The 15,658-nt window shown below is 32.7% G+C and carries 16 protein-coding genes; 15 read left to right on the forward strand and 1 reads right to left on the reverse strand.

The genetic code is table 11. The features are described from left to right. Positions 1-6: 6 nt before the first annotated feature. From deoC to IR010_RS19370, 10 genes are all read left to right on the forward strand, one after another. Positions 7-750 (forward strand): deoxyribose-phosphate aldolase, encoded by a 744-nt coding sequence (gene deoC, locus IR010_RS19325; RefSeq protein ID WP_194606014.1) that lies wholly within the window; start codon positions 7-9, stop codon positions 748-750. Next, positions 751-2,889 (forward strand): energy transducer TonB, encoded by a 2,139-nt coding sequence (locus IR010_RS19330; RefSeq protein ID WP_194606016.1) that lies wholly within the window; start codon positions 751-753, stop codon positions 2,887-2,889. It begins immediately after the preceding gene. 157 nt (positions 2,890-3,046) lie between these two features. Next, entirely contained in the window at positions 3,047-3,949 is a 903-nt protein-coding gene (gene cyoE, locus IR010_RS19335) for a heme o synthase (protein ID WP_029273152.1), read from the forward strand. A gap of 2 nt (positions 3,950-3,951) precedes the next feature. Beyond that, positions 3,952-4,539 carry a heme-copper oxidase subunit III gene (locus IR010_RS19340; RefSeq protein ID WP_029273153.1) on the forward strand — a complete coding sequence of 196 codons (588 nt, stop codon included), beginning with the start codon at positions 3,952-3,954 and terminating at the stop codon, positions 4,537-4,539. Positions 4,540-4,581: 42 nt separating this feature from the next. Then, positions 4,582-5,574, forward strand: coding sequence for a cytochrome c oxidase subunit 3 (locus IR010_RS19345; RefSeq protein ID WP_029273154.1), 993 nt, complete (start codon positions 4,582-4,584; stop codon positions 5,572-5,574). Between the two features lie 18 nt (positions 5,575-5,592). Beyond that, positions 5,593-5,943 carry a cytochrome C oxidase subunit IV family protein gene (locus IR010_RS19350; protein ID WP_029273155.1) on the forward strand — a complete coding sequence of 117 codons (351 nt, stop codon included), beginning with the start codon at positions 5,593-5,595 and terminating at the stop codon, positions 5,941-5,943. Between the two features lie 80 nt (positions 5,944-6,023). Further along, positions 6,024-6,665, forward strand: coding sequence for a hypothetical protein (locus IR010_RS19355; RefSeq protein ID WP_029273156.1), 642 nt, complete (start codon positions 6,024-6,026; stop codon positions 6,663-6,665). 11 nt (positions 6,666-6,676) lie between these two features. Then, a complete protein-coding gene (locus IR010_RS19360) occupies positions 6,677-7,366 on the forward strand; it encodes an SCO family protein (protein ID WP_029273158.1) in 690 nt (229 codons plus the stop codon). A 1-nt stretch (position 7,367) separates the two neighbouring features. After that, complete coding sequence (locus tag IR010_RS19365; protein WP_194606018.1) at positions 7,368-7,952, forward strand: DUF420 domain-containing protein; 585 nt, start codon at positions 7,368-7,370, stop codon at positions 7,950-7,952. Continuing rightward, complete coding sequence (locus IR010_RS19370; protein WP_194606021.1) at positions 7,942-8,214, forward strand: hypothetical protein; 273 nt, start codon at positions 7,942-7,944, stop codon at positions 8,212-8,214. Before IR010_RS19365 ends, IR010_RS19370 begins: the two co-directional genes overlap by 11 nt. A 29-nt stretch (positions 8,215-8,243) precedes the next feature. Here IR010_RS19370 and IR010_RS19375 read toward each other — a convergent pair whose 3' ends face one another. Then, positions 8,244-9,650 (reverse strand): DUF4403 family protein, encoded by a 1,407-nt coding sequence (locus tag IR010_RS19375; RefSeq protein WP_029273162.1) that lies wholly within the window; start codon positions 9,648-9,650, stop codon positions 8,244-8,246. A 176-nt stretch (positions 9,651-9,826) separates the two neighbouring features. Here IR010_RS19375 and IR010_RS19380 point away from each other — a divergent pair, with 176 nt between their 5' ends. The 5 genes from IR010_RS19380 (at position 9,827) to IR010_RS19400 (ending at position 15,653) form a co-directional block, all read left to right on the forward strand. Continuing rightward, positions 9,827-10,528: an ABC transporter ATP-binding protein gene (locus IR010_RS19380; RefSeq protein ID WP_029273163.1), complete on the forward strand. Its 702-nt coding sequence runs from the start codon at positions 9,827-9,829 to the stop codon at positions 10,526-10,528. Beyond that, entirely contained in the window at positions 10,521-11,765 is a 1,245-nt protein-coding gene (locus IR010_RS19385) for an ABC transporter permease (protein ID WP_194606022.1), read from the forward strand. The genes IR010_RS19380 and IR010_RS19385 overlap by 8 nt, the downstream gene beginning before the upstream one ends. 2 nt (positions 11,766-11,767) lie before the next feature. Then, positions 11,768-13,033, forward strand: coding sequence for an ABC transporter permease (locus IR010_RS19390; RefSeq protein ID WP_194570562.1), 1,266 nt, complete (start codon positions 11,768-11,770; stop codon positions 13,031-13,033). Positions 13,034-13,072: 39 nt separating this feature from the next. Next, positions 13,073-14,188, forward strand: a complete 1,116-nt coding sequence (locus IR010_RS19395; protein WP_029273166.1) for an efflux RND transporter periplasmic adaptor subunit — start codon at positions 13,073-13,075, stop codon at positions 14,186-14,188. Positions 14,189-14,267: 79 nt separating this feature from the next. Beyond that, complete coding sequence (locus tag IR010_RS19400; RefSeq protein ID WP_029273167.1) at positions 14,268-15,653, forward strand: TolC family protein; 1,386 nt, start codon at positions 14,268-14,270, stop codon at positions 15,651-15,653. Positions 15,654-15,658: the final 5 nt, after the last annotated feature.

A 15,658-nucleotide genomic window follows, 5' to 3' on the forward strand; every position in this document is an offset into this window, starting at 1 on the left:
ATAATCATGAATGTTAAGCAATATTTAGATTCGACTTATTTAAAAACTGCCTCTCAAGCTGGACTTTCAGAGGAAGAAAATAATATTGTAGTTAAAAATACTATTGCCGAAGCAATTATAGAAGGTTTTAAGCTAATTATGATTCGCCCAGAAAAGGTGAGTTTGGCTAAAGAAATGATTTTAAAAGCCAATTCGACTTTGCTGGTTGGTACAGTTATAGATTTTCCAGAAGGTAACTCAGATTTGGAAACTAAGATAAAAGAAGCAAATGAGGCTATTGAAAATGGAGCTGATGACTTGGATTTTGTTTGTAACTATGAAGCTTTCAAAAATGGTGACATTACTTTAGTAAAAAAAGAAATCTTAATTGGAACTCAAATAGGATTAGCCAATAACAAAACAGTAAAATGGATTATAGAAGTTGCAGCTTTAACGGATAAAGAAATTATTCAGCTTTCGGCTTTGATAAAAAATGTTGTTATTACAAATTTTAAGGAAGAAGATTATGCTTTGGTTTTTGTAAAATCATCAACAGGTTTTTTTAAAACTGAAAATGATTTGCCAAACGGAGCAACAATTCCAACAATTATTATGATGTTAGAAAATGCATCTCCTTTGCCAGTTAAAGCGGCGGGCGGTGTACGTTCATATGATGATGCAATAGAAATGATTCGTTTAGGAGTTAAACGTATCGGAACTTCAGCAGCAAAATTAATTGCTAATGGAGAAAATACTACAAATCAATATTAAATGAAAACCAAAATCTGCTTAAATAAAAGTGCTTTATCTTTTGTTTTGATATTCGCCTCTTTATCCGCCTTTTGCCAAGAAAATAATTCCTCTGTTAAACCTGGATTTACAACGGAGCAATTTCCTGTTTTTCCTAATTGTGAAAATTTAGAATCTAAAAAACTCGAAAATTGTTTTTATAAAGAAGTGCAGGATTTTGTGTTCCAAAATTTTGAAGTTCCAGAAAATTTAAAACAAACTAATTATAAAGGCGAGGTAAAAGTGCTTTTTGAAGTTGATGCAGAAGGTGTTTTTAAAGTGATTTATATAAATGCAGCAAATGATGAATTATCTGAAGAAGCAAAACGTGTTTTTGGTAAATTTCCTAAAATAAAACCTTCAACTTATAACGGTAAACCTACTTATTCGAAATATACAATTTCGATTGATTTGCCATTAAAAAGCGCAGATCAAATTGCTTCTGAAGCTTTAGCTGCAGCTGAAATTTTGCGTCCAGTAGAAAAGCCAATGACAGAATTAGATAGTATTGTGTATAAAAAGTACAATAATCCTGAATTTGAAAGTCATTTGAATATTCCATTTTCTCATAGCTATTATGCACAATTTGATAGCGCAATGAACCAAGTTGGAGCTAATAATCACACGGCTTCAAAACCGTATACTTATACTGAGGTTTCTAAATATTATAATTTGAAAGCAGTAAATGAATCGCTTCAAAAAAACGTTTTGACTTGGTTGGGAAGAAAATGGTGGAATGAAAATTTGGTTCAGATTCAAGGTGAAGATTATTGGCTGGCATTAAATCCTATTGTAGATCTGCAAATGGGCAAAGCTTCTGATCTTGATGCTTCATATACTTATGTAAATACCCGTGCGTTGAATTTTAGAGGTGGCTTAGGAAAACAAATAAATTTTACAACAACCATTTTTGAAAGTCAGGGAAGATTTGCAGGTTACTATAATGATTATGCTGAAACGCTAAAGCCTTCAGGAGGAAATCCTGCCATAATTCCTGGAATTGGAATTGCTAAGCGATTCAAAACAGATTCTTATGACTTTCCTTTGGCAGAAGCAAATATTACCTACGCACCAAGTAAAATCTTTGATCTGCAGCTGGGATATGGCAGGAATTTTATTGGAGATGGATATCGTTCATTGCTAGAAAGTGATGGAGCAAGCCCGTATCCGTATTTTAAAATTAATACTACTTTCTGGAAAATCAAATATACAAATACTTATATGTGGCTTAAAGATGTTCGTCCTGATGTTACGGTTGATAAAACATACGCGACAAAATTCATGGCCAATCATTATTTAAGCTGGAATGTTTCGAATAAACTTAATTTAGGTTTCTTTGAATCAGTTGTTTGGACAGATACAAACAATAGAGGTTTTGATATCAATTTTGTAAACCCGATTATTTTTTACCGTTCGGTAGAATTTGCATCGTCGTCTAGAAGTGGAAATGCCCTTCTTGGATTCACATCAAAATATAAATGGAATAATAATGTTAATTTATATGCTCAATTTTTATTAGATGAATTTTCATTGGGAGATATAAAAGAAGGAAATAATAGCTGGAGAAATAAATATGGATATCAATTAGGGGCTAAATACTTCAATGCTTTTAAAGTAAAAGATTTATTGCTGCAGTTAGAATACAATCATGTCCGTCCGTACGTGTACTCACATAGCGCTGTTATTACAAATTACGGTCACAATAATCAAAGTATAGGGCACCAATGGGGTGGAAATTTTGAGGAATTTGTTGCGATTGGGCGTTATCACAAAGGGCGTTATTTTGGAGATGCAAAATTCACAGTCGGCAAGCGAGGTTTAGATTTTGATACAGCAGAAGACAGCTATAATTACGGTGGGAATATTTATAAGAGTTATGATGAAAATCGTCCATATGATTCAGGTGTAAAAATAGGGCAGGGTAATAAAACAAATGTTTTTATTGCTGATATCCAAGGAGGATATTTAATAAACCCAATGACAAACCTGAAATTGTTTGGAAGTTTTATCTATAGAAACTTTGATCCCACAAAAGATACAGCTACAACTTTTAAACAAAACACAACTTGGTTTACTATCGGATTGCGTTCTGATATCTTTAATTGGTATTTTGATTACTAGTATTTTTAATAAGATTTTTCGAAATAATTGTGTTAAAGATTTGCAAGTCCTTATTTTGTAAAGGTTTTATTGAAAAAATCTAAATTTATAGTTCTAGATTCTACAATCTAATTTGTACATTTGCACCACTCAAAAAAATATACAAACAATAAAAGGTTTGAACGCTACTAAAAATACAATTTCACTAAAATCAATATTTCTAGATTTCAAAGAGATCACTAAGGCAGGTTTAGCTATTAGTGTTTTGTTTTCCTCTATTGCGGGATATTTATTAGGTGTAAATAATGAACACCCTTTTAAATGGAGTGTTTTGGTGGTTTTGTCTATCGGTGGCTATTGCATGGTTGGAGCTTCAAATGCATTCAATCAGGTAATAGAAAAAGACATCGATTCTTTGATGGACAGAACTAAAAACCGCCCCGTTCCGTCAGGACGTATGTCTCCAAAAATGGCTTTGTTTGTGGCAAGTTTACTGACTATTATTGGAATTAGTTTGCTTTATACGATCAATGCAAAGTCTGCAATGTTTGCCGCTATTTCAATATTTTTATATACAAGTATTTATACACCTTTAAAAACAGTAACTTCGTTGTCTGTTTTTGTTGGCGCTTTTCCCGGTGCAATTCCATTTATGTTAGGATGGGTTGCGGCGACAGGTGAATTTGGTATTGAAGCTGGAACGTTATTTTTAATTCAGTTTTTCTGGCAATTCCCTCATTTTTGGGCAATTGGCTGGTTTTTATATGAAGATTATGAAAAAGCAGGAATCTTTATGCTTCCAACAGGAAAAAAAGATAAAGGGACTGCTCTGCAGATTATTTTATATACAATTTGGCTTATTATAGCATCGTTATTACCTGTTCTAGGCTATACAGGACAATTGTTTATCTCGCCAATTGCGGCGGTTTTAGTGTTCTTATTAGGATTGTGGATGCTGTTTTACGCAGTAAAATTGTATCAATTGCGTACTGCAAAATCAGCAAGGACGTTAATGTTGGTTAGCGTTTCGTATATTTCGTTGCTGCAGATAGTATTTATAGTAGATAAATTTTTAAGATAGTTATGGAAATGACAATGACAACAGGCGAAGAACAAGTAAGAAAATCAAAGTCAGCAAAACTGATTTTGTTATTCGCAATGGTAAGTATGACCATGATGTTTGCCGGACTTACAAGTGCATTTGTAGTAAGTAAATCAAGAGCTGATTGGTTGAAGAATTTTGAATTGCCAACAGCATTTTATTACAGTACAGCTGTTATTATAGGTTGCAGTATTACTTTTTATTTAGCAAAAAAAGCGATTCAAAAAGACAATAGAAGCGCTACGACAGCTTTGCTTTTAGGGACATTAGCTTTAGGAATTTTGTTTGTAGTTTTACAATTTGTTGGTTTTGGACAAATTGTAGACAGCGGTTATTATTTTACAGGACAAGGTAGCTCAATTACTACAACTTTTCTGTATGTTGTGACGGTAACGCACTTATTACACTTGGCTGGCGGGCTAATTTCACTTTTAATTATAATTTATAATCATTTTAAACAAAAATACAATTCGACTCAAACTCTTGGTATAGAACTAGGTGCGATGTATTGGCACTTTTTGGATTTATTATGGGTATATTTATTTTTATTTTTATATTTCTTTAAATAAGAAAAAAACGTAAATTTGGGAACTTTTTAACGAATATCTTTTATGGAAGCGACAGTTACTACTGCAAATAACGACGAAAAAACTTGGGGAGGCGGAGATATCCAGCCATTAGGAGCAAGTTATGGTAAAATGATGATGTGGTTTTTTATCGTATCAGATGCCTTGACATTCTCTGGATTCCTTGCTGCTTATGGTTTTTCTAGATTTAAATTTATTGAAACTTGGCCTTTGGCTGACGAAGTGTTTACTCACTTCCCATTTATGCATGGCGTTTCGGCTCCAATGTATTATGTAGCCTTGATGACTTTTATTTTGATTTTCTCATCTGTAACAATGGTTTTGGCTGTTGATGCAGGTCATCACTTGAAAAAAACAAAGGTTGCTATTTACATGTTCTTAACTATTATTGGAGGTCTTATTTTCGTAGGCTCTCAAGCTTGGGAATGGAAAAACTTCATAAAAGGAGAATATGGTGCAGTTGAAACAGTAGGAGGAAGTTTATTGCAGTTTGTTGATAAGGACGGTAAAAGAGTAGCTCTTGAAGATTTTGCTGTAAAATTGCCTGAACAACCTGAAGCGCTTACTAGAGCTAAAGGGAAATGGTTTATGGAAAGTGCTGAATCAGTATCTACATATTCGGTTGCTGAAGTTCAAGCAGGTTTTAAAGCACATCCTGAATTGTTGATAAGAACAGAACAGATTGTTGTTGAAAACGGAAAAAAGAGCAAAAAACTTTTGAGCAGAGCAGAATCTGAATCTCGTTTGAGTTCTGCAAAATATGTAGTAGAAGGTGCAAACCTTACAAGAAACGAATACGGAAGTAAATTGTTTGCTGATTTCTTCTTCTTCATTACTGGATTCCACGGATTCCACGTATTTTCTGGAGTTATCATTAATATCATTATTTTCTTTAATGTATTATTAGGTACTTATGAGAAAAGAAGAAGCTATGAAATGGTAGAGAAAGTTGGTTTATACTGGCACTTTGTCGATCTAGTTTGGGTATTTGTATTTACAGTTTTCTACTTAGTTTAATTTTAGATTTTAATTATTATGTCACACGAACACGTATCAAATACAAAAAGAATCTGGTTTGTTTTTGCATTACTATCAGTAGTAACTACAGTAGAAGTTATTCTAGGTATTTTGAAGCCTGGATTTTTAGAGGGTAATCATTTTGTAGGTTTGAATTTGTTGAACTGGATTTTTTATATCCTAACAATTTTCAAAGCTTATTATATAGTATGGGCATTCATGCACATGGAAGGTGAAAAAAGCAGTCTTAGATGGTCTGTTGTTTCACCAGTTATTTTCCTAGTTTTATATTTATTGTTTATTCTGTTGACAGAAGGACATTATATTTATGGGGTTTTTAAAGATTCTACCATTAAGTGGAATTTTTAACATGATATTAATTCGAAAAGAGTCCCGATAACTATCGGGATTTTTTTATTTTTGTACCTCAATAACTTCCCGCATAAACAATGAAAAAAAATATAGTTCTCTTTGTACTTTTTGTCCTGCCAATTGTAGCGTATTTGTTTTTTGCTTCTGGAGTAAATAGTTTTACTAAACTTCCAACGATCACCCCTAAAATTGCCGATTTAGGTAATTGGAAATCTCTTAAAGGCGAAAAAGTAACTTTAACTGATAAAATTACAATTCTTGGTTTTTCTGGTTCTGAAATTTTAAAAAACAGAGGTAATTTTTTTAATCTAAACGAAAAGATTTATCAGCGTTATAACGGTTTTAAAGATTTACAGTTTGTAGTTATCTGTCCGTTAGGAACAGAGAATGATGCAAAAAAAATTGAAGAATCGCTAGGTGCTTTTACAGATGTTTCTGGCTGGCATTTTGTTTTTGCTTCTCCAGATGAAATCAAAACATTTTATAATCAATTGCACTTGAAAGGAAAACTGGATGAAAATCTAGGAACATCAAATGTTTATATTGTAGATAAAGAAAGAAATTTAAGAGGAAGAAAAGATAAAGACGAATACAAGGAAGGGTATGACACTTTTCATCCGTCAGAGTTGAGCAACGACATGTTAGATGATTTTAAAATTATTTTATACGAATATCGTGCAGCTCTTAAAAAGAATCACAACGCAACAAAAGAACTTTAATCTTTATAGATATGTTTAAAAATAAATCTTATATCGGAATTTCGTTTATTGTTTTAATCTTCGGAATTTATGCTGTGCCTAAAATTGTAGACAGAATAAAAAATGGTGAAGTCGTTAAAGGAAATCGTTTGGATAATGTAGGTTTGAAAACGACAAAGTCAGATGCAAAATTATTGACCATTGGCCCAGCACCTAAATTCGAATTAACAAATCAGGATAATGCTAAAATTTCTAATCAAACTTATAAAGGGAAAGTTTATGTTTTAGAATTTTTCTTTACAACTTGTCCTTCAATTTGTCCCAAGATGAATTTGAGTATGTTGGAAATCGAAAAAACTTTTTTTGGTAATCCTAATTTCGGAATTGTATCTATTACCATTGATCCAGCTCATGATACATCTAAAGTTTTAAAAGATCACGCTAAATTGCTTGGTGTAAAATCTTCGAATTGGAATTTCTTAACGGGAGATAAAGCCACGATTATGGATTTATCCAACAAAGGATTCAATTTATATGCAGGTGAAAATTCAAAAGTAAATGGAGGTTTTGAGCATTCAGGCCTATTTGCATTGATTGATAAAGATGGAAATATTCGTTGTAGAAAAGATGATTTTGGAAACCCTATTTTATACTATGATGGCTTAGATAAAAAAGGCGTTAGAGATATTCAGGAAGATATTAAAATATTATTAGAAGAATAAAATGGAAGATAATTCATTAGAAAAAAAATTCAGCAAGTTTATTATAGCTGTTTCAATTGTAATTCCGCTAGTTGTAGCAATCTTGTTTGGAGTTAAATTAAAAGATTTTGGAATTAATGTTGAGCCTCTTTCATTTCTGCCTCCAATTTACGCTACAATAAATGGAATTTGTGCTATCGTTTTGGTTTGGGCAGTAATAGCTATTAAAAATGGAAAACGTAAACTGCATGAGTGTTTAATGACTTCAGCAATTGCATTAGGAGTTGCTTTTTTAGTTATGTATGTTGCTTATCATATGACAGCTGATTCTACTAAATTTGGAGATTTAAATCACGATGGAATCCTTGATTTAGCTGAAACGGCTAAGATTGGCGCAATACGTTACATTTATTTCTTTATTTTAATAACGCACATTTTATTGTCTATCGCAATTATACCTTTAGTATTAATTACTTATGTAAGAGCGCTCGCAGAAAGATTTGACAGACATAGAAAAATAGCTAAAATAACTTTTCCGCTTTGGCTTTACGTTGCGGTTACAGGTGTTGTAGTTTACTTAATGATTTCTCCTTATTATGTACATTAAAAGTAAAATAACAAATTTTAAAATAACAAATTCTAAACTTAAAAAGTTGTGTTTCGGAATTTGTGTTTTCCTAATTGGAATTTCCTCGCATGCCCAATGCGCAATGTGCCGCGCGGCGCTTGCAGGTGATTCGAATGTTAAAAAAGCCGAAGCAGTAAATAATGGTATTGTGTATTTAATGGTAATTCCATATTTGCTTGTTGCTATAATTGGTGTTCTTATTTACAGAATGTACCAATCTAAAAAGAAAAAAGCAGTATAATTTTTATACTGCTTTTTTTATTTCGTCAACTATTTCAATCCGTCAACAGAAACATTTACTGTTCCGTTTATTTTTATAAAAGCAATAATAGCCTGATTGGTTAATTGAATTTTATCAAACTGAATATCTTCCATTTTGCCATTTACAAATACGCCTGGCATTGGCGAATAATTTTTTAGATAAGAAGCCATGCTCTTTTTGCCTTCTTCTAAATTAGGCTGTATCGAATAACGACAGCTTGCTTCCATCTTTTTCAATATATAGCCTTGGCCCAGCCAGCTCGCCGTTCTCATTAATTTGCTTTTGGTGTCTAAAACATAATCGAGTTTGTCAAAATAAATTTCTTTAGTTTGAGGATTATACTGTGGAAATCCGTTTAAGTAAAGTGTTCCGTTTATAGAACCTAAAACATCAAGTGCAATTACCATTTTGCCATCTTTATGCCAAATCGTAACATTTTTCACAGTTACTTTTTTGCTTCCTGACCCAAATTCCTGGCCAGCAAAATTTTTAGTCATAATTTTAGAAGCATCAATATAAGTTGAAATAGCCGCAATATTAGCTGAAATTTGATTCGGAATTTTAGCAACAGGTTTTAAAACAATTTTACTGGAGCTGAATTTTGATTCGGGCTGTTTTCCAACGATGGTTTCCATGTTGCACTTCATGCCCATATCTAATAGAAACAAATCATTTTTAAGTTTTGCGTTAGTTGAGTAAACCTCAATAGGAACAATTCGCAGCCAGCTTTCGTAAGTGTCACTCATCTGAAAAGGTGTGCAGATTTTTTCTAAAGCAGATAAAACATTTGGTTTAAAATCCATAGATTTTTCAATAGCTTGATCTATACTTTTTTCAATTTTAGATTTAAAAATAGAAATCGCGGGATTTACTAAATAGGTTATGGGTAAACTTTTTCCAAAAACAAGCATTGTTGGACTTTCATTCCAATCTAGTGATTTGAATTCGGTTTTGGTATTCAGTTTCCAGTTCGTCAGTGCAACTTCACTCGATAAAGTAATTACGCCATTCAAATTGAATTCGCGTGTATCGTAAAGTTCAACCCCTAGCTTTTTAGTCCCAATTCTATACTTGACAGTTGCTTTTAGAGGCAAAATTGTTTTTATCTTTTTATCGGGATTTGCTGGATCATTTTGAATTTTTATAGGAGCCTGTTTCCAGATTTTCATTTCGATGTCATCATCTTCAATATTGTTATCCTCATAAATTAATCCATTTAAAAGTGAATTGGTTTGATTTTCAATATCACTCAATTTTACTGTTATAGGCAAATTGATAAAAGATGGATTTGCATCATAAACCAAAGGACTTGCATCGTCTGGTTCTGGTTTTAAGGTTTCTAATTTTTGAGATGTTGAACAGCTGGAAAGTACTGTAAGTACTGCAAATAAAGAGAGAATTGAAAAAAACTTCATCATTAAGATTTTTTTAAGTAAAGCAAAATTAAGAAAACAATTATATTATTGTAAAAAAGTGTAACATTTCACAACGAATTGAGTCTTATTCAAATAGCAAAACGAAATTATTAACGTTTTCTTATAATAAATTACTTAATAAATATGTTATTATTGTTTTAAAATTTAACAATACCATGATCGAAATCAAAGATTTACACAAATCCTATAAAATGGGAAGTTCAGAGTTGCATGTGTTAAAGGGGATTAATTTTAATATCGAAGAAGGCGAGCTTGTTGCTATCATGGGATCTTCAGGATCAGGTAAATCTACGCTTCTTAATATTCTTGGAATTCTAGATGAGGCTGATTCTGGTAGTTATATTTTAGACAAAACTCCTATAAAAAAATTAAACGAAACGATAGCTTCCAAATATCGAAATAAATTTTTAGGTTTTGTTTTTCAATCTTTTAATTTGATCAATTATAAAACTGCTCTTGATAATGTAGCAATGCCTTTATATTATCAAGGTGTAAAAAGAAAAGAGCGTTACGAAATTGCAATGCGATATTTAGAGAAAGTGGGTTTAGGTACACATTCGCACCATTTGCCAAGTGAGCTTTCTGGAGGTCAAAAACAGCGTGTTGCTATTGCTAGAGCGTTAGCTTCAAACCCAAAGGTTTTATTGGCCGATGAGCCAACGGGAGCTTTAGATACCAAAACTTCTTACGAGGTGATGGAACTTATTCAAGGAATTAACGATGAAGGTAAAACTATTTTGATCGTTACACACGAACCTGATATTGCCGCAATGTGCAAGAGAAATGTAGTCCTGAAAGACGGATTAATTATCGATGATAAAATGGTAGAACAAGTTAGAGCTTCATCATATGTTTAATATTGAGCGTTGGCAAGAAATATTCGAAGCAATCTCTAAAAACAAGCTAAGAACATTTCTTACAGGAATATCTGTAGCTTCAGGTATTTTTATTTTAGTGATTTTGCTTGGTGCAGGAAAAGGGCTTCAGAACGGAATTGAAAAACAATTCGAAAATGATGCTCAAGGAATTATTGAAGTTTGGTCAAATGTAACTACTAAAGGCTATAAAGGATTAAACCCAGGAAGACAAATTCAATTAAGAAACAGTGATTATGATCTTCCGATTACAAAGTTTAATGACCAAATAGATAAAAAATCTTCTGTCAGAAGTACTTGGGGAGGTATTGTAAGTTATGGAAAAGAATCGGGAAATTATCAGTTTCGAGGCATTACTCCAGATTATTTGTCTCTTGAAAATGCGACTATTATTAATGGACGTTTCATAAATAATACCGATATGGTAAATAATGAAAAAGTCGCTGCTATTGGTTTGAAGGTTAAACAAGATCTGTTTAAAGATCAAGATCCGATAGGAAAAGAGATTTTAGTTAATAATATAAATTTTAAAGTAATTGGGGTTTTTACAGATCCTTCGGGAGAAAGAGAAGAATCTAGAGTTTATATGCCTGTTACCACTAATCAGCGTGCATACGGAGCTGGTGATAAAATAAGCGGGATGCAATTTGTTTTGAATAAAAAAACCGATTATGATCAAGCTTTAGCACAGTCAAAACAATTTACTCAAGGGATAAAAGACCTGCTTAAAAGCAAAAATATTGTTGCTCCAGATGATGACAGTGCAATTGGTGTTTACAATTCGGTGGAAGAAGCAAAACAATTTTATGACTTAAATCTTTATATCAGATTGTTTTTTTGGTGGGTTGGAATTTGTACTATTATTGCCGGAGTAGTTGGTGTAAGTAATATTATGCTAATCATCGTAAAAGAGAGAACAAAAGAAATTGGAATCAGGAAAGCTTTAGGAGCGTCACCTTTTTCTATTATTTCGATGATATTGCATGAATCTATTTTTATTACGACAATTGCTGGTTTTACAGGATTATTAGCGAGTTTGCTCTTGCTTGAATTTGTAGGGCCAATGGTTCAAAGTGAATATTTCAGAAACCCAGAAGTCGATTTTAGTGTGGCTTTGACTACGCTAGTTTTGCTTGTATTTGCAGGTGCATTGGCTGGGTTTTTTCCAGCTTACAGAGCAGCCAAAATAAAACCTATTGTAGCACTTAGAGACGAATAATTATGTTTAAGAAAGATAATTGGGATGAGATTTTACAAGCTTTAACAGCTAATGTTTTCAGAACGGTTCTGACTGCATTTGGTGTGTTTTGGGGTATTTTTATTTTGGTAATATTACTTGCTGCGGGCAATGGATTAGAAAATGGCGTTAAAAAAGGTTTTGACGGAATTGCCACAAACACAATGTTTATGTGGAGCCAGACAACCACTAAAGCATATAAAGGTTTGCCAAAAGTACGCCGTTACGATTTTAGAAACAGTGATGTAGCAGCTCTAAAAGCGGCGATGCCAGATTTGTTATATGTTTCGCCAAGAAATCAATTGGGAGATTTTAACGGAACAAATAATGTGGTTCGTGGTACAAAAACTTCTGCTTTTACGATTTATGGAGATTATCCAGAATTGATTAAACAGCAGCCAATGGATATCATAAAAGGACGTTTTATCAATCAGCAGGATATTTTAGAAAGAAGAAAAATAGCTGTAATTGGAAAAGGAGTTATTAGTGAACTTTATGGAAAAGAAGAAGAAGCAATTGGAACTTACATAAAAGTAAACGGAATTAATTTTATGGTTGTTGGAGTTTATAATTCTAAACAGCAAGGCGGAAATGCAGAGCAGGAACAAAAAAATATATTCGTTCCGTTTACCACTTTTCAGCAGGCTTTTAATTATGGTGATAAAGTAGGGTGGATGGCACTTACCGCAAAAGATGAAACTTCGATAACTGACTTGAAACCAAAAATTTTAGAGTTAATCAGAGCGCTTCATTCTATAAATCCGGAGGATGAAAGAGCGGTTGGAAATTTCGATTTATACGAACAATTTAATAAAGTGCAGAGTTTGTTTAACATCTTAAAAGTCATTGCTTATTTTGTAGGAACGCTGGTTTTAATTTCAGGAGTCATTGGGATTTCAAATATTATGCTTATTGTAGTTAAAGAACGTACTAAAGAAATAGGAATTCGCAGAGCATTAGGCGCAACTCCAAGAGCCATTCGAAGTCAGATTTTATCAGAATCAATCTTTTTAACTATTATTTCAGGAATGTTGGGAATTGCAGTCGCAACCGGAATTATTGCCCTCTTAAATATGGCGCTGGATTCTATGCCCCCCGGAAGCAATACGATGTTTGCAAACCCAAGTGTTGATTTAGGCGTAGTATTTTTTGCGTTATTAATATTAGTAGGATCAGGTTTGCTTGCAGGATTTATTCCGGCGCAAATCGCAATTAATGTAAAGCCGGTAGATGCTTTGCGAACAGAATAAATTATCAATCAAAATATAATCGATTAAACCAAAAACAAAATGAAAAAAGGAGTAACCGTAACCATTTTAATCTTTATTGCTTTAGTTTTCTTTGGCGCACTTTACTATTTGTATGCGAAAAATCAAGAGTCGCCAATCGTCTTTAAAACAGAAAAAGCAGAGATTAAAACGATCGTAAAAAACACCATTGCAACTGGTAACATTCAGCCTGATGAAGAGGTCCTAATCAAACCGAATATTTCAGGTATTATTGAACAAGTGTATATCAAGGCAGGTGAAAAAATTAAAGCAGGCGACATGATTGCTAAAATTAGAGTTGTTGCCAACGTATCCAATGTAAGCAGTACTCAGAACCAAGTACAGACGGCTAAAATTGCATTAGACAATCAGGAAAAAATTTATAAAAGACAAAAAACTTTATTTGATAAAGATGTAATTTCTGCAAATGATTTTGATGCGGCGCAATTGGCTTATACACAAGCAAAACAAAACTATGCAGCAGCAAGACAGAGTTTAGATATCGTAAAAACAGGAACAACTTCGTCTTTAGGGAGTTATGCGAATACTTTGATTCGTTCTACTGTAAACGGAATGATTTTAGATGTTCCGGTTAAAGTGGGAAATCAAGTTATCGAAAGTAATAATTTTAATGAAGGAACTACAATTGCCAGCGTTGCCGATGTTGGAAGAATGATTTTTGTTGGAAAAATTGACGAATCTGAGGTGGGGAAAATTAAAGAAAAAATGCCTATCGAAATTACAGTTGGAGCAATTGAAAACAAAAAATTTGTGGCAGTTTTAACTTATATCGCTCCAAAAGGAGTGACAGAAAATGGTGCAATTCAGTTCGAAATAAAAGCTTCTTTAGAGAACAGAGATGCTACTTTTATTAGAGCCGGCTTAAGTGCAAACGCTTCTATTATTTTAGAAAAAGCAGATAAAGTTTTGGCAATTAAAGAATCTTTAGTTCAGTTTGACAAAAAAACTCAAAAACCTTATGTTGAAGTTGAAACAGCTCCTCAGAAATTTGAAAGAAGAGATGTAGTGCTTGGAGTAAGTGACGGAATCTACGTTCAAGTTAAAAGCGGGGTTAAAAACACAGATAAAATTAAAATCTGGAATCAAGGTTTGATCAGCGAAGGAGAGAAAAAATAATTTGAAACTATAAAGAGTTTTTGGGTTTAAAAAATGTTAAATTTGCGTAGTATCTTTGCTATGCTTTCATTCAAAATATATGAAAATAAATAAATATAATAGCCTTGTTTTTGCCATTCTTTTTGGGTTTGGATTATCGGCGCAAGCGCAAACAAAACAATGGACACTAGAAGAATCTGTGCGATATGCACTGGAAAACAATATTACAATTAAACTGTCAGAGCTTGATGTAAAAAATGCTGATATCGATAAGAAAGATGCATTTGGGAATTACCTGCCATCAGTAAACGGAAATGCTTCGCACTCATGGAATATAGGTCTTAATCAGGATGTTACTACAGGTCTTTTGCGTAATCAGACTACTCAATATTCATCTGTAGGATTAAGTGCGGGAGTTGATATTTACAAAGGATTGCAAATCCAAAATACGTATCGAAGAGCTAAACTTTCGATTATAGCTTCGCAATATCAACTGCTGAAAATGCAAGAAGATATTTCGCTTAATGTGGCAAACGCATTTCTTCAAATTTTATCTTATAAAGAAGAGCTAAAAGTTAAAAAAGAACAATTATCAATTGATGAAAAACGATTAAAGCGTTCTGAAGAAATGGTAAATGCAGGAACAATTCCAAGAGGAGATTTGTATGATCTAAAAGCTACTATTGCAACAGATCAGCAAGCAATTACTGTTTCGGAAAATAATTTGCTGATCTCAAAATTAAGTTTAGCACAGCTTTTACAATTAAAAGAATTTGCAGATTTTGATGTTGTAGATGATACAAATGCCAAGGATGAAAATAACATCATGGCTCAAACTCCAACTGAGATTTACAATAAAGCTAAAGAGACAAGAACAGAATTAAAGCTTGCTCAGACTAATCTTGAAATTGCAGAGAAAAATGTAGCTATTGCAAAAGGTGCTTATCAGCCTACACTTTCTGGTTTTTATGGGTTTAACACCAGAGCAAGTTATAGTGATAAAGTAATTGGAGTAGATGCTAATGGTGATCCAATTTTAGGAGGTCCAGATCCTGTTTTCCAACAGTTTAGTGATAATAAAGGACATAATTTTGGTTTTCAGTTAAATGTGCCTATTTTTAATGGATTTGCTGTGCGAAATAATGTAGAACGCAATAAAGTAAGTTTAGAAAAATCTAAAATAGATTTAGAGCAAAAAAGTTTAGATTTGCAACGTAACGTTTATACAGCTTTTACGAATGCAAAAGGAGCATTAAACACTTACGAATCATCGACTGTAACTTTAGAAGCGAGACAACAGGCATATAATTATGCTAAAGAAAAGTATGATGTTGGGTTAATGAATTCATTTGATTTTACTCAGGCTCAAACTTTACTGACTAATGCGCAGTCTGATGTTATCAGAACGAAATACGATTACATGTTTAAAATAAAAATACTTGAATTCTACTTTGGAATTCCAATAGTTCCAATTATTACAAAATAATTTAT

Origin of the sequence: Flavobacterium sp. MR2016-29 (assembly GCF_015350695.1) — a bacterium.
Classification (GTDB): Bacteria; Bacteroidota; Bacteroidia; order Flavobacteriales; family Flavobacteriaceae; genus Flavobacterium.